This window comes from Methylophilus methylotrophus DSM 46235 = ATCC 53528 (genome assembly GCF_000378225.1).
Taxonomy (GTDB): domain Bacteria; phylum Pseudomonadota; class Gammaproteobacteria; order Burkholderiales; family Methylophilaceae; genus Methylophilus; species Methylophilus methylotrophus.
Map to the genome: position 1 here is coordinate 1,092,104 of NZ_KB905141.1, position 24,897 is coordinate 1,117,000.

Below are 24,897 nucleotides of genomic sequence, written 5' to 3' on the forward strand. Positions count from 1 at the left end.
GCGCTCCTAAAGAGTTACAATAAGCAGGCATTTGTGGCTGCCTGCATCACCAATTCACCACAACCTCTTAGCTCTTGGTAAGTTCTAAATACGTTGCGGTTGAACACTTTATGGGCCGACCACAAATGCCCATTATTCTTTCAAAATTAAGCTATAGCCCTTCAGGGAATTTCTCCCGAAATTGTTAATTAGGCTCAAAATGCCAGTTCAGACTAAACCACACTCCTCGCGGTGCGCCAGGCGCAATGAAATTTGTAGTTAACCAATCTCCGGAATTGTGGTTGTATCCGTCTGGCCCAACTGCTCCCAGGATACTTGGCGAAAATGGATTAAGCCCCAAACGCCCCGCACTGAAATACTCTTTGTCGAACAGATTGTTAACCACCATCGTCGCAGTCCACTCTTTGTTAAGTTTGTAACTGGTTTGAAAGTTAAAAGTCGCATAGCCGTCTACTTTGCCAGGATTGGTTGTGGGTTGCCGGTAGACGGTAGTAGGACCTTGACCAGGAATATTTACAAAAATGGGCCGTGGTACCCCTGCACGATGTTCATTATTTTCATTTCCACGTAAATAACTGTCTGAATGAGCAACCATATTCAAACCCACTGTCCACTTGTCTGTCACGTCGTAACTGACGCTGGCGTTCAAGTTTTGTAGTGGAACACCTGGCATCCGATCACCGGGCTTTACCTGAATAACCCCATCCCCATAGCCACTCAGCGTAAACGCACTACTGTTAGAGTCGCTGAACATATAGAACTTGTCTTGGAAGGTGGCTTCAGTGAGGGAGTAGTTCACGCTAAAACGAAGCTTGTCTTTTTTACCAGACAGCCCAGCTTCTAAACCTCTACGGCGGGTTTTACCCACATTGTCAAAAAAACCTTGACCAGGAGAACCCACGGCGATGAAGTAGATATCGTTCCTAAGGTCTGTTTGATAGGCACCTACATTCCATTGCATATCCTCACCAATGGTGCCGCGCAAACCAATATCGTAAGTTGTGGCTCTAATCTGCTTGAGATATGGATCGCCCGATAGAGTGGTGGGCAAAGAGCAAAAGCGGTTTTCTACAATACTGCGCGGTCCCATAACACCCGTGCTGCTGGGCACAGGGGTATCATCAAATGCGCAACCCAACTCAATCACGCTAGGTGTACGAGTTCCCTGTGCAATATTGGCAAAAAAATTTAAATTCCCCTTGGCCTGCCAAGACATACCTAATGAAGGATTAAAAGAGTAATAGGTGAATTTTTCTGTTTCAGGATTATCAAGAGAATTGAAGATGTCTGGTTGAAGGTAATTGGTTTCAACACCAGTGCAATCACCATTCGGGCAAACATTGTAGTTATCTGGTACAGCGACCACATCACCAATCTGATACGCCCCGATACCATAACGGGCAGCGATTGTGTTTCTTACCTTGGTCTGGTTGTATCGTCCAGCAGCTGTAAAATGCAAAGTATCCACGGGCGTCCACGTGTCACTAAAATACAAGCTCTTGGTGACGCTAGTGCCATCAAAGTTATTATTGCTGATTGGCTGGAATGCGCCGGCAAATTGCGGGTTCGCCTGAGATGGATCAATGTAGACCTCCCTGTTTGCATTGATAAAAGCTAATTGCTGGGAGTTCCGATAATCGGCTCTTGCCGAGTCCAGGGACATGCCCACCATCAATTTATGCGTATCCAAGTTCCAGTTAAACTGGAGCGAAAAACCATCGACAATTTGGTCAATCTGGTTATTAGTAATAATCCCTGTAGGTGTTCCATTCACCACACCAGATTGACCAGTACCGACACCATCAACTGTTGTCGGTAGCCCTGTTGCAGGATCTAAATAGGTATAGGCATTGCCTCCGTTATTACTACCACCGGATGCATTGGTAGCCTGAGTACTTGCGCAATTTTCAAGATTTGTTGGGGCCAGAGGAAGTATCAGATAACGAGTAATCGTGCCGCCTACTTGTTGTTGATAGTAATTATCAATTGTCAAAATGACGCCGCCTAAGTTACCTGTATACGCTCCTTCTTGCCAAACACTTGACGCTGCATTGTATGAAATATCGTCACCATAATCATAAGTTACTGTAGGGCCAGCCGTTACCGGCTCAACCGCTCCTCGATCATAAACCGCTGTCACATAAGGGTTTTTCCAGTATGCAATAACATCTTGGAGTGATTTTGCATAATCTGCCGGCAGGGCTGTGTTTTTAAATGAATCGTAATTACCGTCCAATACGCCGTTATCAAACAAATCATTAAAAAATGAAGAACTTGATAAGTCAAACCCACCGGTTGTCGGGTCGATATCAAGTGGAATCGCATAATAATCTGGCACCCCATAAGAGTTTGTACTATTAAATAAGCAGGTATATTGTTCTGGGGTACCTGTTGTGCCATTGATACCCGGCCTACGTCGCGCTAAAAGCTCTTGGTCATAATCAGTGAAGACATCCCCGCTTTTCTGCTTACGTTTACTATTACGATGGTATGCTTGGCCTGTAATAGTAAATTTATCGTTGACAAAATAACTGCCAGATAACTGAAACTGAGCTAATTGATTTTTTGTCACATCCGGGCTGGTATAAACGCCATCCCTGTTTTGTTCATACTCATTTGTTGGAATCAATCCATTCCCAGTCAGATCAGTCTTTACGAGTAATGTACTGAGATTAAGGTCTAAGTTATCTCCTCGATAACTGCCCTTGGTAAACAATTGATTAACCCTACTTGGAGAGTTTTTTCTCCAGCCATCCTCCAAAAATAAGTTACCTGCCGCGAACAATCCCACTGTGCCGTTGTTCCAGCCACCCTCCAGTTGCAGTTGCTTACGACCAAATGATCCTGTCAGTATGTCAACATCTGCGCCAGCATTATTAAAGCCATCCTTGGTTTTAAGTGAGAATGCCCCACCCAGAGTATTCAAACCAAAAATAGGATTTGAGCCAGGAAACACGTCTACACTTGCCAAGGCATTCATGGGCAACATGTCCCAGTTCACCACATCACCAAATGGCTCGTTCACACGAATACCATCAATAAACACTGACAAACCTTGCGGGGTACCAATCTGTGGCCCTGCGGTAAAACCACGATACTGCACATCCATCTGGAACGGATTGCCCTGATAATCATTCACTGTGACCGATTGCAGCTTGCGGTTCATCAAGTCTGTAATACTCAATGAGTGTGCTTCTTTAATCTCTTTGGCAGAGATACTTTGGACATTGCCAGGGATTTCTTCTTTGGTTAGCCCTAGACCAGGCAGTGGGCCGACTTCATAAAAGCGTTTGGCGCGGACTTCAACCTTGTCGAGCTGCACGCTCTTATTATCTTCTTTAGGTGCCTTTTGAATAATGACATTACTGCCTTCAACTTTAGGCACAAGCCCGCTCTCGCCCAACACGCGTTGCAGTGCTTCTTTGCGCGTCATACGGCCGCGCACTTCGGGTGCGGTTTTGCCGGAAACCACGTCGTTGGGGAATGAAATATTCATGCCCGTGGCCTTGCCAAGGTCATGCAATGAGTTAGCCAACGGCTGCGCTGGAATATCAACGTTAACGGGCACACTAAAAGTTTCCTCCTGCTGTTTAGGCAACTGGGTATTTAATGCTTCTGCCCACACTGGTTGCGATGCCATCACGCTCAAAGCAGCTAACGCAGTGTGTATTCCTCTTCTGTTTAATTTTTTATATGTACTCACAGACTTCTCCTGTCTATGACTCATCTGTGAGTGAGGCAAAAACCTGACGTCGATAACTTAAATTTACATTTATCGACAGAAAAGATTTATCCCAAGACAAGAAAAAGAGAATAAAAAAGCGCCATGAATGGCGCTTTTTGTTGGGATTATTGCTGGGAATTCAGCAGCGTATACTGCGGGCTTTCTTGCAGTCTGACCGGGGCAATATTGGGCAAACCACGCAAGAACTGGTCTATATCCTGGATATTGATATCCGCAGAAATATTGCGTACCTGCTTGCCTTGGGAGTGCACCGGTTTAAGGCGGTAGCGGGAGACGGTATAGGCGATCTCACTGGTATCGGCGCGGTCAAATACCAGCCTGCCATTGAGGAAGGCAAAGGCATCCGAAGCCGGGCGGTTGACCAGGACCATGGCATGGTTGGGGTAGACCTCGACCACTTGTCCATTAGTAATTTCGCGTGAAATATCCAGTGGATTGCCAGCATTGCCTGATGTGCTTTCCAACTTGGGCTCTACTTTTACCCGGCCGTGATCCACACTGACACGCACCACCTGCTCCAGGCGGTTGACGGCGAAGCGTGTCCCCAGCACGGTGACTTTGGCGGTATCGGTTTCAACGACAAAAGGACGGTCAGCGTCTTTGGTTACTTCAAACACAGCCTCGCCTTCTTTGAGCAACACGTGCCGTTCGTGGCGGTAATAGGTGACTTCCATATCGCTCTTGGCGCTCAGGGTGACTTTGGTGCCGTCATCCAGCGTTTTAATGGCGATTTGCCCGACCGGGTTTTGCGCGGCCATCTGCATGACGGGTTTGGCCTGCCAGACCTGGTACTGCTGGTGGGTGAAATAACCGGCCACACAGATAAAACAGACCACCATCACTTGCGCCAGGCGACGTTGCTTGGCTTTGCGGCGTGCCTCATTGGCAAGGAAAGCATGCTGCTCTGCTGCCTCTGCCAATTTAGAGAGGCCTTCAGTGGAATCCAGCTGGCCCATGGCGCGCGCGATACTATCGTATTCGGCACCATGACGCGGGTCATCGGCTAGCCACTGCTCAAAGGCATGGTGTTCGGCATGACGCTGGTTGTGCCCATGCTCACGCATGCGCAGGTACCAGCGCGCAGCCATTTCACTGAGGGTCAGCGACTTTGAGTTAAGCGGCTTGGACATGATGGCTTAATTGATGGCCTGTTGAAACGCGCGGATATCAAGCATGGCGCGGATCAGGTGTTTCTCGACCATATTGACGCTGATGTCCAGCTGCATGGCAATCTCGCGCTGCTTCATTTCGTCCACATGGTATAACCAGAATACCTGTCGGCATTTTTCCGGCAGCAGATCCACCACACGTTGCAGGTGATAGAGTTTTTGGCGGGTTTCGTATAGCTGCTCTGGCGTGCACTCGAGAATGAGTGCCGTTTCGTCTATCTGCTCTTCATCGACAAAACGCGTCCTGTAGCGGAACTCATCAACCAGCAAATGGTTGACGATGCCATTGAGGTAAGCTTGCGGGGACTCTTCGCGTGCCGGGTGACTGGAAACCGCAAAGAATACCAGCGCGTCATGCAGGATATCCTTGGCACGTTGCACACAGGCCGTACGACGCCCAATGCGTCGCAAGACATCGCTATATGCCCATTTCAAGTCTATGCCACACCAGGCTAATGTTTCGCTCATCTCAGACTCCCTGCCATATCCTTTTTTATATTGATTGCAAAACACATGCCAGCATGTCTCTTTGACATAAGAGACTGATTCTCAATTAAAAAAAATTAAGTGGATAAATTTATGGTTAATCAATACGGCTCATTACAACCATTTTTTGAATAATTGGCTGTTTTAAACCATTTTCTTTGCAATAAAAAACGTACAATCACGGCCGGGGGATGCAGATGTGGTAAAACCTGTCGGCAACAGGCTTTACAGGGTGATAGCATTCACAAACTCACTGGCTTACCAAAGCCACAATTGGAAAGTGAATCGCTTTTTATTCAGCAGATAGAAACACCATGGGGCTGCTTAAGATTAAGCAGCCTTAAAAAAATAATAACTTAACGTCGCAATGCTATTTTTTAGAACAACCAGCCATGAATTGCTGCGTGCGCGCTATAACAGCCTGCTGAAAGATGTGCCTGTTGCCATCTTCATGGCGATGAGTGCGCTCTCCATACAAATGCTCGTCTTAAAAGACAGCGTGGACTGGAAACTGGCCATTGCGGGACCGGCATTCAGGATGCTGATCTGTGCTGGCATGCTTCTATACTGGTTCCGGCATCGCAACGAACATCCTCCCACGCATGCCATCCACAGGCGGTTGGATATTGGCTCCTGCATCCTCATCTTTGCTGGCCTAGTCACTTTCTGGCGCAGTCTCTACATTTACCCGCTTACCGATAACTTCGGACACTATTACCTGATCTTCCATAACACGCTGTATGGCTTCTGCTTTGCTTTTATTCTCAGGAAAATCGGGACTGCCGCTTATCTCTATAACCTGGTGATGATCACCTCGGCGATTGCCTGTGTGTTTATCGGCCACATAGAACATGCCTATCTGATTGCCTTGCTGATCGTGGTATTTGAAGTCGGCATGCTACTGGCCATGCGTTCCAGCAGCACGATATTTGATCAATGGGTCAATGCCACTTATGAAACGCAGGCTTTACTCAAAGATAACCAGCGCCTTGCCAACCAGGATGTACTGACGCAACTACCGAATCGTCGCCAGTTTTTTGTGCAGGTTGAGCAGGAGCTGATCCTGGCCAGGCAAACCAGCCAGTGCTTTGCCGTAGGCATCCTGGATCTCGATAATTTCAAACCGGTTAATGATGTACATGGCCATCATATCGGTGACCTGGTACTGGTGGAAGTAGGCAAACGCCTGGCACAGATCAGGCCGGATGAAGTGCGTTTTTACCGCCTGGGAGGTGATGAGTTTGCGTTCCACCTGGTCACGGATGATGAGCATGCGTCACTCACGCAGATTGCTTATGAAATCAACCAGGCCATTTCGCAACCGATTAGCATTGATGGCCTGCGGATGGTCATCAAAGCCTCTATGGGGGCCTGTATTGTCTGTGACCAGCAGACCTCGGCACAAACCCTGTATGAGCATGCCGACTTTGCCCTGTATCACGTCAAGCGTACCGAGCGCGGCAACTTGGAAATCTATTCCGATACGCTGGAAAAAGAGCGCCAGCAATTAAACCGGATAGACCAGGCACTACGGGCAGCAGATATCCACGCAGAATTATTTCCGGTATTCCAGCCGATTATCGACATTGATACCGGTGAGGTGGGTGCTTTCGAAAGCCTGGCACGCTGGCGCAGCCCGACACTGGGCGATGTTTCCCCTGCCCTGTTTATCCCCGTGGCGGAAAGCCTGGGCATGATCGCCGACATCACCAAACTGATGTTTCGCCGCGCCATTCGCTCCATGGCTCACTGGCCAGAAGATATGCGCCTGTCTTTCAATTTATCGGCCTACGATGTCACCAACCAGGCGGTGATTGAAGACTTGATCAGCATTATGCAAACCAGCCATCTAAGGCCTGGCAGGTTTGTCTTTGAAATCACCGAAACTGCCTTGCTGCAGGATTTTGAAACAGCCAGGGAAAACATAAAGCGGTTACGCCAGGCAGGCGCCAAAGTCGCGCTGGATGACTTTGGCACGGGTTACTCGAGTTTAAGCCATGTACAGCACCTGCCCCTGGATAAACTGAAGATAGATCGCAGTTTCATCAAGGACATTGAAACCAATACCACCAGCCAAACCATCGTGCGTTCAATTCTGGCTTTGTGCCAGGGCATGCATATGGAATGCGTGGCCGAAGGGGCAGAAACCGAAAGCCAGGTCAGATTCCTGCAAGCGATGGGTTGCCAGTGGGTCCAAGGCTATTATTTTGCAAAACCCATGCTTGAAGCAGAGATCCAGGCCTATCTTGGTCACGCCCCCACTCCTATTTCATAATGAGCAATTGAGTTTCAACATAGATGACTGTTTGGGTAGCCAATCCCGCGACACATCATGTCAGCATGAACGACTTTTCGATTGAACACCCACTAAGACTATACAGTTTTCGCAAAAATACATTAATATCAATATTGCTAGCATTTTAATTAGGGATGTCTATCCAGCGATGGTTAATCGCTAAAAAACGGAGGTTGCTGTATGCGTGCAAGTACTCTTTTAATACTGGATGATGATGGAAATGATGCCGAAATTATTGCCAGTGAAGCTCAGACCCAGGGGTTTGAAGTCAGAATATTTGATGATGCCAACCTTTTTATGGCAGCATTCCTGGCAGAAAGACCCTCCCATCTGGCAATCGACATCCTGATGCCCGGCGTGCATGGCGTGAGCCTGCTGCAAACGCTGGCGCAACATCAGTGCCAGTCTTCGATTATTTTAACCAGTGGCATAGGCACAGCCGCCCTACCTGCCGTACAACTCGCTGCCATCCAATATCAACTCAATATACGCGGCATTTTGCACTACCCTTTTCACCAGCATATCCTCAGAAACATGCTCTCTGACCAGGCCTCTGTAGACTTGCATGCGCATACCGGCAACGGCCTCAGTACACAACCTCTGATTGTGGACGCCAGGACGATAGACGAAGCCATCCGCAATCATGAATTTACGGTGTTTTATCAACCACAGATAGACTTAGTGAATGGCAATGTGATCGGATTTGAGGGATTATTACGCTGGAACCACCCGCTGCTTGGCATCAAACTACCCGACCTGTTTATCCCGATTGCCGAAAAGACAGGCCAAATTACCCAGCTGACTCAGATCGTCATAGAAACAGGCTTTCATTTCATCCGCTCGCTTGGAACCACCCTGTCGTTTTCCATGAACATTTCGGCCAATAGCTTTAGAGACCAGTCGCTGACAAATGTATTGGTCAGTGCATGCCAAGCCTGCGATTTACCTCCTGAAAGAGTCATCCTTGAGCTCACGGAAACCGCCACCCTGGAAGACCCGGAACAAGCAAAAAAAATCCTTTCACGGCTCCGCACAGAAGGTTTTAAATTAAGTCTTGATGACTTTGGTAACAATAACGCTTCGATGACGCTGCTGGCAAACCTGCCTTTTACCGAGCTTAAGATAGATAAGTCCTTGGTTAGTACCCTGGAAGCATCCTCAAAATCAAGAAAGGTAATTGCCTCCACCCTCAAGCTGGCCGAAAGCCTGAAGATAGAAACCATTGCCGAAGGCATTGAAAACACGCTGGCAGCCATCGGCCTGCGTGAGTTGGGCTGCCGTTATGGCCAAGGCTATTACTTTGCAAGACCTATGGACCAGGGAACCGCGCTGCATTGGCTGCAAGGCTGGAACCGCCAGTTTTAGCGGGTTGCCCTTGTAGTTGCCAGGAACGCTGGGATCGCCTGTGCGTTCATGGGCTGGGCGTAATAAAACCCCTGGATGATATGGCAGCCCATGGCCTGTAAAAGCTCAATCTGGCTTTTTGACTCTGCCCCCTCCACCACACAATCAATGCCTATGCCCCGGCATAAAACCAAAATCGAACTGACAATCATTTTACTCTTAGGGTTGGTTTCAATATCGTGCACAAAGCTTCGGTCGACCTTGATTTTATTCAAGGGCAAGCCTTGCACATGGCTTAAGCTGGAATAACCTGTGCCAAAGTCATCCAGCGCCAAGGCCACACCTGCCTGACGCAACAGCTCGATATTGTTCCTGGTCGAAAGATAATCTTGCAGCAAGGCGGTTTCCGTCAGCTCGAAAGTAAAACGTTTTGCATCTACGCCACAGTCGGCAATCATCCGGATCAGGTCATGGATCATTTTATCGTTAGTAATATCGTTGGCCGACAAATTGAATGACAAACCGACCTGTTCCGGCCAGTCACGCATGGCCTGTATTGCTTTTTCGAACAGCACCAATGTGATATTTGAAATCAGGCCGATACTTTCTGCGACAGGAATAAATTCATTAGGCGTGACCTCTCCGATGACAGGGCTATGCCAGCGGGCGAGACATTCAAACGCCACTGGGTGATTGGCTGTCGTATTGACGATGGGCTGGAATACCGTGGAAAACTCCTGCCTGATATTCGCAGCGCGTAACGCCCGTTCGGTTTGAGTCCTGGCCTGCAAACTGCCAAGATGCTGTGGCGAGAAGAGTTCGGGATGCCCACGGCCACTATTTTTAGCCTGGTAGAGCGCATAGTCTGCGTATTCGTACAGCTTTTCGGTTGAATCGTCCACGTCGGGGAACACAGCGATCCCGGCAGATGCGCTGAGGTGGAATACCAGGCCCTCAACCGACACCGGTTGTTCAATCAGTGCAATCAGTGCTTGCCCCAAGCTTTTCAAGCCAGCTTCATCGCCACCAAAATGCTTGTGAAAAGCAAATTCATCCCCGCCCAGACGATAAAAACTGACCGGCTGGTGACAGCCATCATACTCACTGAGTCGTCGTGCAATTTCTATCAACACCAGATCACCCACCCTGTGGCCATGCGAATCATTGACCAACTTGAATCTATCCAGGTCAATAATACCTATGGCAAAGCGCATCCCTGTCGTTTTTAAATGATCTAGCGATTGAGCCTTAATTGCTGCAAAAAACTGGCGGCGATTAGGCAACCCCGTCAGGATATCAACGTTGGCCAGGCGCGCATTTTCTTTTGCCAGCTGCTGCGCGTGGAGTGAGCTGAATACCAGCGAGTCAAAGCCTTTATTGCGCCGGTGCATGGCCGCGAGCATCCCGGCCTCAAAAACCAGGATCATAAAGGCAAAGGGCTGGGCGTATTCGACATCGGCATACAACAGGTAAAACACCGTGGTCGTAATTAGCATCAGGTTGTAGATATAGGCCGGGCGTCCCAGGCTCACCAGCAAAAATGGAAAGCAGATCCCATATAAGGTCATTTGTACAATCAGGAAATAGCGGCTGTAGCCGGCAGAATGTTGCAAAAGATGCAAATCACAAATAATGGTCGTGATGCCGGCCACCACCAGCAAACTGGCAAAAAATTGCAAGCGACGCCTGACGATGGCAATGTCTGGCTGCTCCTTGCGGTGAAAAAACCAGTACACAAACACCCCCGCCGACACCACGGTCAGCAGGCCTGGAATCACGAATGACCACAAGAATGGCTCAGTGGAATGAAACACGGAAATCTGCGTGAGCATGGCCACCACCGCCGCCACAATCACCACAGGCACATAAGGCAAGAGGGAGAAGTACCTGGCCCGGAGAAGGTCTTCATCGAAATTATTGTAATACCGTATGCTGATCATCTTTCAAACAATCTCTGAACATTCATGACGCAATGACATACCGTCATCACTAAAAAAACGAGAGGCGCGCAAGTGCAGCCAATCCACCAGGGTTATAAAAGGTGTTTACTACAAGCAGCACTTTCCAAGCAGGCAATATTGAGATCAACACGCGTTGATAAAGAAGGGACAGGCTCTGTGAACAGACTATCGAATCATCGAAGACATCACTGGGTGTGACATGTCCGAGCAGTTTATGGGACGTTGAAGCTTTGTATGCAATCATCAAGCTTCTTTTTATGAAACAAACCCTTATTTATGCTGGGCATTATAAAACCTGCAGGCATTTTTCTTGATAGCCCAATCGGACTAATAAAGAATATGAGGACTTTTCAGGCTTGGGAATTTCACCCTGCAAGGTCAATCAGACATCCTCAAGGCATCATGAGGATCAATATGTAGCCTTCTGTAAAGGTAATCTACCCCGAGGGCTCTAGACACAACGAGGTCAAGCCATCTTCTCTACCCGCGTCATTCTGACGGGTCGGCATGTTCTTCAAAAATATCCCTGAAACGCTCAGAAAGTTTTTTAAAGGCGTCAAGAATCATGGGGTCAAAATGAAGAGGCTGTGTACGGCCATCTCCTTCCATAATGATTTTAACCGCGTGCTCGTGTGTAAACGCCGGTTTATATGGGCGCTTGCTGCGTAGCGCATCATAGACATCACTCATCATCATAATACGCGCAGACAGCGGAATCTCTTCCCCTTTCAGGCCATGCGGGTAACCACTGCCATCCCACCGTTCATGATGATTCAAGGCAATCTCTGCCCCCATCATCATAAAAGGGGAAGTGCCTTTGCCGTGACCGAGGATACTGTCGCCCAACGCGGAATGTGTTTTCATGATGGCCCACTCCTCTGCCGTATGCGGGCCGGGTTTGAGCAGGATATGGTCAGGAATCCCAATTTTGCCCACATCATGCAGCGGGCTGGCATGATAAATCGTATCAATAAAGTCTGCAGGCATGCCTAAATCGGCGGCCAGCTCTTTGCAGAAGAATGCAATGCGGTGAATATGGGCGCCTGTTTCCTCATCGCGAAACTCTGCAGCACGCATAATGCTGAACATGGAATCAAAGTAACTGGCCACCAGTTGTGCGGTCCGCTCTTCTACCTGCTCTTCCAGCGTATGACTGTAATCCGCCAGGAAGTCATTATATTCCTTGAGGCGTAGCAGGTTACGGACCCTGATCCAGAGTTCTGCCCGGTCGACAGGCTTGGTCACAAACTCCTCAACACCGCATTGCAAGGCGCGCATTTTGGATTCTCTATCTGCCAGGGCCGTGAGCATAATGATAGGAATAATTTTGGTGGTTTCATTGTTCTTTAATTTTTCAGCCAACTCGAAACCATCGAGGACAGGCATCATGGCATCCAGCAGGATCAGGTCAGGCCGATGGGCCAGTATCATGTCATAGGCCATTTTTCCATCTTGTGCCTGCAAAGTGACATACCCTTCAGAGGTGAGCAGTGTCTCCAGATAGGCGCGATTAGTTGCTTCATCATCGACGATGAGAATGGTCTTGCGTGTGACTTTCATGTCCAATGTACACCCCCTTCCTGCGTATTGTTTTGATTAGAGCAAGGCTCCAATTGTTTCCAGAAACTCTTTATAACGGATAGGTTTAGCGATGTAACCATCACACCCTGCCGCCCGCATTTTTTCTTTATCCCCTTTCATGGCAAAAGCCGTCAACGCAACAATCTTGATATGCCGGGTGTCTGCATCTTTTTTAAGCAACTGGGTAGCGGTCAGACCATCCATGCCTGGCAACTGGATATCCATCAATATCATCGCTGGAGACTGGCTACGGGCAATCTCCATGCCATCCTGTGCATTGACCGCTTGTAACACTTCATGGCCCGCGGTTTCCAGAATCAATTGCGCCAGCCGCATATTCATGGGGTTATCCTCAATGATCAGTATGCTTGCCATGCTTGCCTTTACTTTTTCGTGGTGACTGGCGGCCTTGCTTACCCGCTAATGCACGATGGACTTCACTGATGAAATTGCCATGATTGAATTCGGATTTTTCCAGCACCGCCAACACCTGTCCTTTAAGCATATAGTGTTCTTCAGGCGTCAAGAACTTGGAAGTGACGATGATGATGGGTATCCTTGCCGTCCGTTTATCCAGTTTTAAGTCTTCAACCACTTCAAAACCGCTGATTTCCGGCATCATTAAATCAAGCACAATCAAATCTGGCGTTTGCGATTTTGCAATGTCAATGGCTTCACTGCCGCTATAGGCACGCAACACCGCGTGGTTTGCATGCTCAAGATAGGTGGAAATAATTTCGACAGCCTTGGGGTCGTCATCCACCACCAGCACCTTTAAACCAGGCTGTTGCGTGCCAGGATTGGCAAAACCAAGCTTGCATAAAGCCGTTTGCAAGTCGTCCGCAGAAACCGGTTTTTGTAGCACCTGTGCAGCGCCAAGTGATAAACCGCGATTGCTATCTGCCACAATCGAAATAATCACGACCGGGATATGGGCAAGTTTTTTATTTGCTTTCAGCTTGCTCAGGAATCCCCAGCCATCCATGCCAGGCAAAAGAATATCCAGCGTAATCAGATCTGGTGGCGTACCCTCCGCCAGAATCGCCAGGGCAATTTCAGCAGTGGCTGCACGCGTCACTTTACAATGATCTGCCTCAAGTTGTAGCCGAATCAGGTCAGCGGCACGGTCATCATCTTCGAGCACCAGCACATGCGGTGGCTCACTGCTTGGCGGTGGCCGCATGCCTTCAGTCGGGGCCAGGGTGCGAGCCGCAGTTTCGGCTAAACTGGCCTTGTATTGCAGCCAAACGGTAAATGTACTGCCCTTGCCGGGGGTGCTGGTCAAGGCCACACCACCACCATGCAGTTCAGCCAGTTTGCGCACCAGCGCCAACCCCAGGCCGGTGCCTTCAAAGCGTCGGGATAAAGTGCTCTCTACCTGAACAAAAGGCTGGAAGATACGCTGGATATCCTGTGCTTCAATCCCAATTCCCGTATCCGTAATGGCGATCTCAATGAATGGGTGATCGGTGCCCAAGCCTGAGGTATGGCTACCCGCCATCTGTCTTGTTTTAGCCAGGATCTCGTCGCGCTCAACCAGCTGCGCCTGTAAAGTGATATGCCCTCCCTCGGGCGTGAATTTGATCGCATTCGACAACAGGTTATAAACGATCTGTTTCACCTTGCGCACATCCAGCAAGCCAGTGCCCAACGCTTCCGACACCTGCGTGTGTAACTGGACACGCTGGGAGACTGCTTTTTCCTTGATGATGGAAAGACAGTTTTGCAGCAACCCCCTGACATCGATAATCTCCAGCTCCAGCGTCATCCGCCCGGCTTCTATCTTGGATAAATCAAGCACATCGTTAATCAGTGAAAGCAAGTGTTGACCGCTTTCAAAAATATCATTGACGTAAACCTTCTGTTTATCCGCCAATTGCCCAATCAAGCCATCCCTGAGAATCTCGGAAAAGCCGATAATGGCATTTAAAGGCGTGCGTAACTCATGCGACATGGTGGCAAGGAACTCAGACTTCATCCTGTCGGCTTCCAATAATTGCTCGTTCTTTAAGCCAATTTCCTCGCTACGCAGGCGTAGCTGTTCGGCCAGGAGTTTAAGGTCACCATACTGCTGGATATTATGAAGTGCGACCCCCAGTTGCGCCGATAAACGCTCGATAAAGGTTTGATCACGCTCAGCCAGCGTTTTACTTGCGGCCAGCACCAGCACAGCTTGGCGTTTTTCCTGGTAAGTCACCGGGCAGATAATGATGCTTTTGGGTTTGAATGACAGTAATCCGGTTTCAATCGTTAAGGAAGGCAATTCATCCAGCTCGCTCAGGATGAGGGTTTGATTGTTCTGAATGGCTTCACCAATCAAGCCGTGGCCCAGCTTGAATTCATTGAGAATATCTACGGGGGCAGCATGTGCGGTTTCCAAGCGGTAAAACCCGCTCCATTCGTCATATCCATAAATGGCCGAGACCGGAAAAGCATGAGACTTGGCTAAAATATCCAGCATGTTTGAAAGGATGTTAGCGCGGTCATAGTTGGCATTAAAAAGTCTTAACACTTCACTATGCGTTTGATCATACATGGCAGCATTGGTGAGGTCATATTGAATCTGCTTGAAATCGCTCACATTGCGTGCCACGGTGGATAAATGAGTAGGCACACCATCGGCATCATGATGGACAACAATTACCTGCGAAACCGGAACCTCTATGCCGGCACGTGTGATATAGGCCGTTTCACCACTCCAGACACCCGTACTCAATGCTGTCGGTATCGCCTTGTTGTAGATTAATTCAATCGCCCAAGCGGGGCGCATGCGGGAAATGGGTTGCGAGGTGATATCTTCATGCTCGCCTATTCCCAGCAACTTACGCCCACCACTGTTGAGGTAAAAATAATCTCCTTGCAGGCTCGCATTGGCGATGAGGTCAGGCGAGGCATCCAGGATAGCCGTTAATCGATTTTGTTCAATTGAAGCTTGCTTACGTATATTGAGGTCCCGTTGAATACGCCAGATCAGAAGCGGGAAAAAAATAAGGATAGCAACAGACATCACCGCAAAAAGAATCAGCAAGTCTTTCGCATGGTCCTGCTCTGATTGGGTACGCTCTGCGAGTAAGCCCTGCTCTTCCAGCGACATAGCATTGAACACACTACGAATTTCGAGCATATCTTCCTTGCGGATAAGGTCCTTGCGCAAAAGCGCCTGTAGCTTTTCGGCAGAGCTTGCACGTGCTATATCGTTAATCTGGTGAAAATAAACAACACGCCTGTCAATCAGACGCCGTAACAGCATGATTTGCTGCTGCTGGAAATTGTTATCCTTGGTCAGTACGGCGAGTTGCGAAATCTCGTTCTGCAAATCAGCCAAGGCACTATCCCGGCGGGTAATAGAACTATCATCCCCGGTCAGCAGAAAACCCCGCTGGGCAACTTCCAGCTGGTTGAAAAAATTCAACCCGTGGTCCAGTTTGGAGATCACGGCGTGGGTGTGCGTCACCCACTGGCTGTTTTCAGAAAAGCGCTGCAGATAAATCATGCTAGTGATTCCCAGCAGGACGAGCAGCACAAAAAAACTGATAAATCCATAAATAATCATGGATTCCAACGCCCAGAACTCGTGTTTTCTAGGCTTCACAAACGACTCCTGCCACTCGCATACCGATTACCCCCTCTGTTCGAGAACACCCAGGATTGATCCGTTGACGCTGCTTCCCCAGCCTCTTTTTAATTTTATAAAAGAGGCAATAGTATTTATAGTAATACATTTACAGAACGGTTTGTGACGAAATCAACAAGCAGCGTGTATGAATCGGCCAGCCATGCCAGTCGCTTTAAAAAATTTGCAGTGTGAGTCGTTGGCCAAGGCAAGCTTGGCCTTTTCCAGTCGGCTGTCGGCTTAATTTCTGCCTGAAGCGTCTGCTGCAACCATTTCACAAGCCAGTGCGCCCACATCACGCACGGCTTGCTCAATCGCCAGTGTCCACAAGTGACTGAAATTCAGGCGGATGTAGTGGGTCAGCTCTTTTTTGCGCGAAAAAATGGTCCCAGGCGCAACAGTAATGCCATTGTCGATGGCCTTGCGGTACAGCTCAAGCGCATCCAGTGCCGGAGACAGTTTTACCCAGATCACATAGCCGCCCTGGGGCACAGACAGCTGCGTCCCGGCAGGAAAGGTTTGCTCAATCACATTGCGCATCAATACATAGTTTGAGCGCAATGTGTGCCGCAACTGTTTCAGATGCTGCTCAAAACTGTCGCGCTGCATAAATTTGGCAATGGCGATCTGCGGAGCAGAAGTCAGCGACAGGCTATTCAGGAACATCAGGCGCTCCACCTCCTGGCGGTAGCGTCCAGCAGTCGTCCAGCCCACTCGGTAACCGGGCGCGAGGGATTTGGAAAACGAGGAGCAATGTAGCACGATGCCGGCCTGATCAAAAGCTTTGGCCGGTAAAGGTGGTGCATCACTGAAATACAGTTCGCCATACACATCATCTTCAATCAGCGGGATATTTTGCTCAGAGAGAAACGCCACCAAGGCCCTTTTCTTGTCATCGGGCATGACAAACCCAAGCGGATTCTGGAAGTTAGTGGTGAGGATCACCGCGGCAATCCGCACATTATCCGTGACCGCACGCAGTGCATCCAGATCAATGCCAGACGCGGGATCGGTACGGATTTCTGCCACCTTCATGCCCAGACGCTCTACCGTGTGGGCCAGCGCATAATATCCGGGCGACTCCAGTGCAATCGTATCGCCGGCCTTGGCCACTGCCTGCAGGCACAGCGTAATCGCCTCGGTCGCACCATGGGTGATCACAATATCATCCGGCGATACATCCATGCCATTTGCCAGGTAGCGCCGCGCAATCTGCTGGCGCAAGAATTCATTGCCTGGCGGCAAGTCGCTGAGTACACCCCACTCTCCTTCATCATCGGTGAGTGCTTTTTCATACTGGTGGATACGCTTGAGTGGGAACAGTTGTGGATCCGGAAACGGTGAACCCAGCGGCACCGTGCCAAATTCACGGATGGATTTGAGTGTGGTCAGCACCAGTTTGCTGGCATCAATCTCGGACAGGTTGATATCTTTAGCTAGCGGGGAAGCTTGCTTTTGCTGCAAGCGCTTGCGCGGCGTGACGTAATAACCGGATTGCGGATGGCTGCTGATGACGCCTTCCTGTTCGAGCAACAGATAGGCGCGTAGTACGGTGCTGATACTGAGCTCATATTTCTGGCTGGCTTGGCGCACCGAGAAAATCCGTTCACCGGGCCGTAGCACGCCTTCGTCAATCATGGCGCGGATGCGGGCGGCGAACGAGACATAAAGCTTCATGAAGGCAAGCAGGCAGGAGTTTTGATGCCTGATTATACTCCAGCCATCGCCATGGCTAGCGTTTCAATACGCTGTGATTAAACGGCAGTGGTGGATTAAGCAGCCTGTAGCGCCAGCGAAACTTCTTCACCACCTTGTGTCAGGCTGGCAACAAGGCGCTCTTTTTGCGTAAACACTTCCACCAATGCCTGTTCACTAAGCGCGGTCATCAAGCGTTGCAGGGTACTCATGCGGACGCCCAGCCGTTTGCAGATGACGGCCAGGGACACAGCCGCCCTGCCCTGTGCATGTTCAGCATGCAGCAACTCCAGAATACCCAGCATCAATACCGTACTGTGATCCAGCGGTACATATTCGGAAAGGAAGCCTTCCTCGACAGAAGTTTCTATCTGGGCAGATGCTTCTAATGCCTGCTCTGGATAGGCATCATACTCACGCAGCATTGGCTACCTCGGCTACTGTGGTTTTCTCAATAATGACCGGGATAGATTTTGAGGTTGGCGTACGTGATTGGTCAGCCACACTTTCTAAAGACACCAGGTTATTGGTTTCGGGGTAGTAGCCGCTCAGGCAGCCCTGCGGAATGTCGTAAGACACCACCAGGAAATTATTTGCGCGGCGAGTAATGCCATCCTGCCAGACACTGACCAGGTTAACCCAATCGCCTGCCTGCAACCCCATGCGTTCAATATCTGCCGGGTTCATAAACACCACACGGCGCTGGCCAAACACGCCGCGGTAACGGTCATCCATGCCATAAATCGTAGTGTTGTATTGGTCATGTGAGCGCGTCGTCATCAACACAAACAACTGGTCGCCATATTGCTCACGCGCCTGGTGGATAGGCGAGTTTTGCGGAATGGCCTGCAAGGTGAACTCGGCCTTGCCAGACGGTGTATTCCAGATGCGTTCGCTGGAAGGTACCGGCATGCGGAATCCACCCGGCACCTTGATGCGTTCGTTGTAATCCTTGAAAGCCACCGGCATGGTCTGCTCAATGGCATCACGGATTTTGCTGTAATCCTTGATATATTCCAGCCAGGGCGTTTTGCTGTGCTTGAGCGTGGCATGGGCCAGGCGCGCAACGATGGCAGGCTCAGACAGCAAATGCGGCGACGCTGGCTTGTTCATGCCGTAAGAGATATGCACCATGCTCATGGAGTCTTCCACGGTCACCCCTTGCGGGCCGCTTTCCTGGGTATCAATCTCGGTACGGCCCAGGCATGGCAGGATCAGGGCTTCTTTACCGTGCACCAGATGGCTGCGGTTCAGTTTGGTGGTCACATGCGCGGTCAAATCGCAGTTGCGCATGCCTTCCCAGGTACGGTCAGTGTCGGGCGTGGCAATGGAAAAATTACCGCCCAGGCCAAAGAACACCTTAGCCTTACCGTCTATCATGGCCTGTATGGCACCCACCGCATCATAACCCGGTGTTCTGGGCACTTTGATATCAAACACGCGTTCCAGGCTTTCGAGGAATTCTGCTGGCATCTTTTCGTAAATGCCTACCGTGCGGTTGCCCTGCACATTGCTATGACCGCGCACCGGGCACAGGCCAGCCCCTTCCTTGCCGATATTGCCGCGCAACAGCATTAAATTGACCAGGGTCTTGATCGTGGCCACCCCATGCTTGTGCTGGGTAATGCCCATCCCCCAGGTAGAGATCACGCGGTCACCGGTGGCATAAATGCGTGCGATTTCCTCAATCTGCGCCAAGGGGACGCCAGACTCTTCCACAATCACCGCCCAGCTTTCCTGGCGGGCATCTTCGGCAATCGCCTCAAAGTTGTTGGTGTGCTGCTCGATAAAATCCACGTCAACCACACGCTCTGTGCCAAGCCTGAGGGCTTCGTCATCCCACTGGATGACAAATTTGATCATGCCCTTGATGAGCGCCAAATCGCCGCCCAGCTTAGGCTGGATAAACAGGTCACTGATTTTGCTGCCCTTGAACGACAACATGTCAAACGGACTTTGCGGGTCAGCAAACCGCTCCAGGCCGCGCTCTTTCAATGGGTTGATCGCCACGATACGCGCACCGCGCTTGGCGGCCTCGCGCAATTCGCCCAGCATACGGGGATGATTGGTGGCCGGGTTCTGGCCAAAAATCAGGATAGTGTCCGCATGCTCAAAATCATGCAATGTGACTGAACCCTTGCCTATACCAACCGTAGCAGGCAAAGCAATGCTGGTGGATTCATGGCAAAGGTTGGAGCAATCAGGGAAGTTGTTGGTGCCAAACTCACGCACAAACAATTGATAAAGAAAAGCCGCCTCATTGCCGGCACGGCCTGAGGTATAAAAAATCGCCTCATTCGGATCCGCCAAGGCATTCAGGTGCGAGGCGATCAATGCGAATGCGTCGTCCCAGGAAACTTCTTCATACTTGTCCGTGGCCGCGTTATAACGCATCGGGTGTGTTAACCGGCCTTCATTTTCCAGTTCAAAATCGCCCCACCCCATCAACTCGGTGACGGTGTGTTTAGCAAAAAACGCTGGTGGTACGCGCTTGGCAGTCGCTTCTGCAGCCACCGCCTTCACGCCATTTTCACAAAACTCAAAGGTAGAGGTATGTTCTTTATCCGGCCAGGCACACCCCGGGCAGTCAAATCCATCCGGCTGGTTTTGCGCCAGCAGGGTCATCACACCCTTCACAGGGATTTTTTGCAGCGCGAGTTGCGCAGCCACTTGTTTTAACGCCCCCCAACCGGCAGCCGGGTGGTGATATGGTTTAATGGTAGCTTTTGGTTGTGACATATGTCCTACTATGGTGTCAGAGGATAGACTGACATTGGTTTACCTTTGCCAGCCTAATCCCTGAGGAATTTTGATGAATGCCATCGTAAGGCAGGCCGGGCAAGGAAACCAGATACAGACAGGCTTAATTTTTAGGGTACAGTCAGGCCATCAAAGACACAAAGTGCAGGCTGGAGTCTCCCTCACAGAAGGGACGAGCATCGGGCTCCACGAATCGGATGATGCGCTGCCGCCGTCTCTTGCACACGGCGGTAGCAATACGAACGCTCCCTAACAGGGATGGTGCTAGAAGTTAAAGCGGATGGCTGTCATGAGCACATGATTTTCGCGGTCAACTGTTTTGGTATTGATGTATTGGTTCAGGTAGCCAATATCCGCATTGCTAAAATCGCTGAATTTCCAGTTGACCCCCAGAAACAAACGGTTCTGGTCGAAGCCTTTGCGCACACCCCAATTGGTGTCATTAAAATTGATAAACAGCTCGTCATACACCACCCAGGATAAATGCGGATTGAGTGTAGAAGGCATGCTGGCACGCACCATCTGTCGCCAACGATAGGCATGCTCGCTAAAGTCTTCACGATCCCTGTTTTCCAGGCGGGATCGGCTACTCCAACTCACGCTGGCAACCGGGTCAAACTGGTATAAGAACTGTTGCCACAGGCGGTTTTCCTTATAGGAAGAAGCGCCCGCAGGATGGTTAATGACCGTATCGTACCCTAGCCAGAGACTGGCTTTTGGCGTCACCTTGTAGAAAATGGCAGGACGCAGAATCAGCGTATCGAAATGTTTACCCTCATCGCGCCAACGCGGGTGGGTATCCATGCTCCAGTACAGGTTTTCCACCGGCAACTTGCCTTGTGCATAAATATTGAGCCAGTACCGCCCATCTTCTTCGACGTCGGCCATGGCGAGGTTGCCCAGCATACACAAGGGCAGCGCGACTGCCGTTTGCAGCCAGGGTTTAAGATTAAATGGCAGTCTATTTAATAGGGATTTCATTTCTTATTCCAGTAATTCATAATTTCGAGAGGGATTTTGCTAAGCGCCACTTCTTTAGGGGTCGCCCCCAGTTTGTGTGCTTCTTTGGGCATGCCATAAACAACACAGCTTCGTTCATCTTGCCCCAGGGTTTCTGCGCCGGCGTCCAGCATTTCTTTTAATCCTTGCGCACCGTCATCACCCATGCCCGTCATGATGATTCCCAGGGCGTTTTTACCGGCCTGTTGCGCTACCGAACGGAATAGCACGTTGACCGAGGGGCGGTGACGGCTGACCAATGGGCCATCGATGATATCAACATGGTATTGAGCGCCACTGCGTTTAAGCAGCATATGCTTGCCGCCAGGGGCAATCAGGGCGCGGCCGGGAATCACGCGGTCACCATGCGCAGCCTCTTTCACCTCAATCTCACACAAATCATTGAGCCGCTTGGCAAACGCTGCGGTAAAATTCTCTGGCATATGCTGCACAATCACCATACCGGGAGATACGCGAGGCAGGCTTGTCAGCACGGCTTCCAGCGCCTGTGTGCCACCGGTAGAGGTGCCAATCGCAACAATACTTTCTGTCGTTTGTGCCATGGCTCGAGTGCTGGGCGCAGCCAGTACCGCATCCGCAGTCAGTTTGGGCTGTATTTTGGCCACCGGCTCCATCTGCACCATGCGTTTCAGGTTGGCTTTGGCCGCAATCTTAATCACGTTGATAATGTCGTTGGCATCATCTTCTAAAAAATCTTTTAACCCTGCTTTGGGCTTGGTCACAATGCTGACTGCCCCGGCGGCCAGTGCTTGAATGGTAGTCTCGGCACCTTTCTCGGTGAGGGTAGAACAGATAATGACCGGTGTCGGACGTTGCGCCATGATTTTCTTGAGAAAAGTAATACCGTCCATCCTCGGCATTTCTACATCCAGGATCACAACATCCGGCCAATCCTTGACCATTTTATCCATGGCAAAAATAGGGTCTGAGGCCGAGGCAATCACCTCGATCTCAGACGATTTGGCGATTTTTTCAGTGAGCACTTTTCTGACCACGGCTGAATCGTCCACAATCATAATTCTTATTTTTTTCATGTTTCCCCTTCGCGTTAAGCCTTGATTTTCACCCAGGCAAATCCACTCCAGATATCAAAAATGATATAGCGTGAATCCTTGCCCCCGGAGTGATTGGCACTTACCTGAAAGCCATTGCCTGCGAGATGCTTTAACACTGCATGTAGATTTCTGTCGCCAATATTGTGTTTGTGGTTGATATGCAATTTCGGAAACATATTACTACCGCCAAACACCTTGACCTGACAATCATTAGGGCGAACTTTAATCTTGGTCATTTCATACATCATCAAGGTGATCGCCTCGTCTGCATATTTGGCCGATTTCTCTGCAATCGCCTGATTCTTATGAGCTTCGCAACGTTGTGGCAGGATAATATGGCACATACCACCCACCTGCTTTTCAGGATGCCAGATGGTCACTGCTACGCAGGACCCCAATATGGTCCTGATCCGGGTGTCTGCGTCTCCCCAGTAAAATTCACCAGGTTGTAAAAAGACCTCAAAAACCTCCTCAGGCTTTTTGTCTAATGATCCAACATTCAAAGCAGGCTGCGTACGCATCAATATATCTAAAAGTTAGGCGCTTTTTTTGTAAATGGACGGCACTTCGGAAACAAATTTTTCGGTGACACCATTCAGGCTCTCGGAGTGGCTGATCATAAAATAGCCGTCCTTTTTCAAGAGAGGCAGCATTTGGTTGGTAATCATGCGCTTGGTCTCAACATCAAAATAAATCATGACGTTGCGCAAAAAAATCACATCAAACTGGCCAAGGTCCGGGTAAGGTTTGGTCAGGTTGACCTGTAAGAATTTAATTCGCTGCCTCAGCTCTTTAACGATGAGCAAATCACCTTCATGATCACCCGTGCCTTTTAAACAATATTTGGTCAAATATTGCCTTGGAATTTCTGACGCACGCTGCATCTTGTAGCAACCGTTTTGTGCCTGCTGCAATACTTTGGTGCTTAAGTCCGAGGCGACGATTTCCCATGGCTCCTTGCCCAAGTGTTCATCGAGCATCATGGCAATGGTGTAAGGCTCCTCGCCAGAAGAGCAGGCTGCACTCCACACGCGGAAAGGCCTGCCCTTGCTGCGTTTGGGCAGAATGACATCTTTAAAGAAATCGAAATGCTTGGGTTCCCTGAAAAAATGTGTTTCGTTGGTCGTAAGCAAATCAATCGCAATCTGTTTCTCGGTCGCATTGGCAGGATCATTGATCAATTTGTAATACTGTGTGAATGAATTCAATCTATGAAAATGCAGGCGTTTGGTGAGTCTACCGCTGACCAGCGGTTTTTTTACATCCGATAATGCAATCCCGGCCTGCGAATAAATAAAACTCTTGAATAAGCCGAACTCTTTGGCCGTCAGCGATTCAATTTGGTCCATCTCTACCACCCTTAACGTTTAACTTAAATAACCCTAATTTGCCAAACTGGTACCGGTGACCAGACTGGAAATTTAATCGACAGAAAGGACCTTGTTGACGTGGAACAAAATAATGAATTTGCCTTTAATCTTGTCCATGCTTCAATAAAATCGATGGTCTTGTGAATCGACCTTCATTACCATTCCCAATAGCCTCTCAATACACTTGTCGTGAAACTTAGACTACTGGGTCACTGCTTTTCTAACTCGTTATTGCACAATGCTTCCAGCCAAGGCAGCTACTTCATCCATAGACAATACGTTATTGACATTCAGGATAATAACGAACTTGCCATCGATTTTTCCCATGCCTTCGATAAAGTCGGCACGGATGTTAGCGCCAAAACTAGGCGCTGGCTCTATATTGCCTGACTCGATTTCTACCACTTCATTCACGGCATCAACCATGACGCCCACGACTTGCGTACCGCCTGTATGCGCAACTTCAATAATCACGATGCAGGTTTTACGCGTGATTTGTGCACTGGGTTTGTCAAAACGTGCCGCCATGTCGATCACGGGGACAACGGCGCCGCGCAAATTAATAACGCCTCTGATAAAGACTGGCATCTTGGGGACCTCAGTCAATTGCCCGTATTCAATAATCTCTTTCACATTGAGAATATTGAGGGCAAATATTTCTCGACCGAGGACAAAGGTCAGGTATTGCTGGATCACATTTTCTTTCACCGCTTGCGGAGTTCTTGGTGGCTGTGCCACAATGAGTTCACTCATCATTTTTCCTTTCGCAGATGCAGTCAGGCCTATCGGTAAGCCACGCGCT

At 49.5% G+C, this 24,897-nt stretch carries 17 protein-coding genes; 2 read left to right on the forward strand and 15 right to left on the reverse strand.

Going from position 1 to position 24,897, the window contains the following annotated elements:
• Nucleotides 1-184: 184 nt before the first annotated feature.
• The 3 genes from F463_RS0105390 to F463_RS0105400 all read right to left on the reverse strand — a co-directional run bounded on the left by F463_RS0105390 (nucleotide 185) and on the right by F463_RS0105400 (nucleotide 5,382).
• Nucleotides 185-3,703 (reverse strand): TonB-dependent receptor, encoded by a 3,519-nt coding sequence (locus F463_RS0105390; RefSeq protein WP_026295329.1) that lies wholly within the window; start codon nucleotides 3,701-3,703, stop codon nucleotides 185-187.
• A 146-nt stretch (nucleotides 3,704-3,849) separates the two neighbouring features.
• Nucleotides 3,850-4,875: a FecR family protein gene (locus F463_RS0105395; protein ID WP_018986036.1), complete on the reverse strand. Its 1,026-nt coding sequence runs from the start codon at nucleotides 4,873-4,875 to the stop codon at nucleotides 3,850-3,852.
• Between the two features lie 6 nt (nucleotides 4,876-4,881).
• Entirely contained in the window at nucleotides 4,882-5,382 is a 501-nt protein-coding gene (locus tag F463_RS0105400; RefSeq protein ID WP_018986037.1) for an RNA polymerase sigma factor, read from the reverse strand.
• A gap of 385 nt (nucleotides 5,383-5,767) precedes the next feature.
• On the opposite strand from F463_RS0105400, the gene F463_RS0105405 reads away from it, so the two are divergent.
• Together F463_RS0105405 and F463_RS0105410 are read left to right on the forward strand one after the other, a co-directional pair.
• Nucleotides 5,768-7,675 (forward strand): putative bifunctional diguanylate cyclase/phosphodiesterase, encoded by a 1,908-nt coding sequence (locus F463_RS0105405; protein ID WP_018986038.1) that lies wholly within the window; start codon nucleotides 5,768-5,770, stop codon nucleotides 7,673-7,675.
• 201 nt (nucleotides 7,676-7,876) lie between these two features.
• Nucleotides 7,877-9,061 (forward strand): EAL domain-containing response regulator, encoded by a 1,185-nt coding sequence (locus F463_RS0105410; RefSeq protein ID WP_018986039.1) that lies wholly within the window; start codon nucleotides 7,877-7,879, stop codon nucleotides 9,059-9,061.
• Here the strand turns inward: F463_RS0105410 and F463_RS14115 are convergent.
• From F463_RS14115 to F463_RS0105475, 12 genes are all read right to left on the reverse strand, one after another.
• On the reverse strand, nucleotides 9,058-10,980 hold the full coding sequence (locus F463_RS14115) for a putative bifunctional diguanylate cyclase/phosphodiesterase (protein WP_018986040.1): 1,923 nt from the start codon (nucleotides 10,978-10,980) through the stop codon (nucleotides 9,058-9,060). The genes F463_RS0105410 and F463_RS14115 overlap by 4 nt on opposite strands.
• 510 nt (nucleotides 10,981-11,490) lie before the next feature.
• Nucleotides 11,491-12,561 carry an HD domain-containing phosphohydrolase gene (locus tag F463_RS0105420; protein WP_018986041.1) on the reverse strand — a complete coding sequence of 357 codons (1,071 nt, stop codon included), beginning with the start codon at nucleotides 12,559-12,561 and terminating at the stop codon, nucleotides 11,491-11,493.
• A 36-nt stretch (nucleotides 12,562-12,597) separates the two neighbouring features.
• Entirely contained in the window at nucleotides 12,598-12,957 is a 360-nt protein-coding gene (locus F463_RS0105425; RefSeq protein WP_018986042.1) for a response regulator, read from the reverse strand.
• Nucleotides 12,935-16,174: a response regulator gene (locus tag F463_RS0105430; protein WP_088177805.1), complete on the reverse strand. Its 3,240-nt coding sequence runs from the start codon at nucleotides 16,172-16,174 to the stop codon at nucleotides 12,935-12,937. Before F463_RS0105430 ends, F463_RS0105425 begins: the two co-directional genes overlap by 23 nt.
• Before the next feature lie 261 nt (nucleotides 16,175-16,435).
• Nucleotides 16,436-17,872, reverse strand: coding sequence for an aminotransferase-like domain-containing protein (locus F463_RS0105435; protein WP_018986044.1), 1,437 nt, complete (start codon nucleotides 17,870-17,872; stop codon nucleotides 16,436-16,438).
• A 95-nt stretch (nucleotides 17,873-17,967) separates the two neighbouring features.
• Nucleotides 17,968-18,315: a hypothetical protein gene (locus F463_RS0105440; protein ID WP_018986045.1), complete on the reverse strand. Its 348-nt coding sequence runs from the start codon at nucleotides 18,313-18,315 to the stop codon at nucleotides 17,968-17,970.
• A complete protein-coding gene (locus tag F463_RS0105445) occupies nucleotides 18,305-20,629 on the reverse strand; it encodes an FdhF/YdeP family oxidoreductase (protein ID WP_018986046.1) in 2,325 nt (774 codons plus the stop codon). Before F463_RS0105445 ends, F463_RS0105440 begins: the two co-directional genes overlap by 11 nt.
• Before the next feature lie 285 nt (nucleotides 20,630-20,914).
• Nucleotides 20,915-21,631, reverse strand: a complete 717-nt coding sequence (locus tag F463_RS0105455) for a DUF2490 domain-containing protein (RefSeq protein WP_018986048.1) — start codon at nucleotides 21,629-21,631, stop codon at nucleotides 20,915-20,917.
• Nucleotides 21,628-22,704 (reverse strand): protein-glutamate methylesterase/protein-glutamine glutaminase, encoded by a 1,077-nt coding sequence (locus F463_RS0105460; protein ID WP_026295334.1) that lies wholly within the window; start codon nucleotides 22,702-22,704, stop codon nucleotides 21,628-21,630. The genes F463_RS0105455 and F463_RS0105460 overlap by 4 nt, the downstream gene beginning before the upstream one ends.
• 14 nt (nucleotides 22,705-22,718) lie before the next feature.
• Entirely contained in the window at nucleotides 22,719-23,246 is a 528-nt protein-coding gene (locus F463_RS0105465; protein ID WP_018986050.1) for a chemotaxis protein CheD, read from the reverse strand.
• 15 nt (nucleotides 23,247-23,261) lie between these two features.
• Nucleotides 23,262-24,074 carry a CheR family methyltransferase gene (locus F463_RS0105470; protein ID WP_018986051.1) on the reverse strand — a complete coding sequence of 271 codons (813 nt, stop codon included), beginning with the start codon at nucleotides 24,072-24,074 and terminating at the stop codon, nucleotides 23,262-23,264.
• Between the two features lie 249 nt (nucleotides 24,075-24,323).
• Entirely contained in the window at nucleotides 24,324-24,848 is a 525-nt protein-coding gene (locus F463_RS0105475) for a chemotaxis protein CheW (protein WP_018986052.1), read from the reverse strand.
• Nucleotides 24,849-24,897 lie beyond the last annotated feature (49 nt).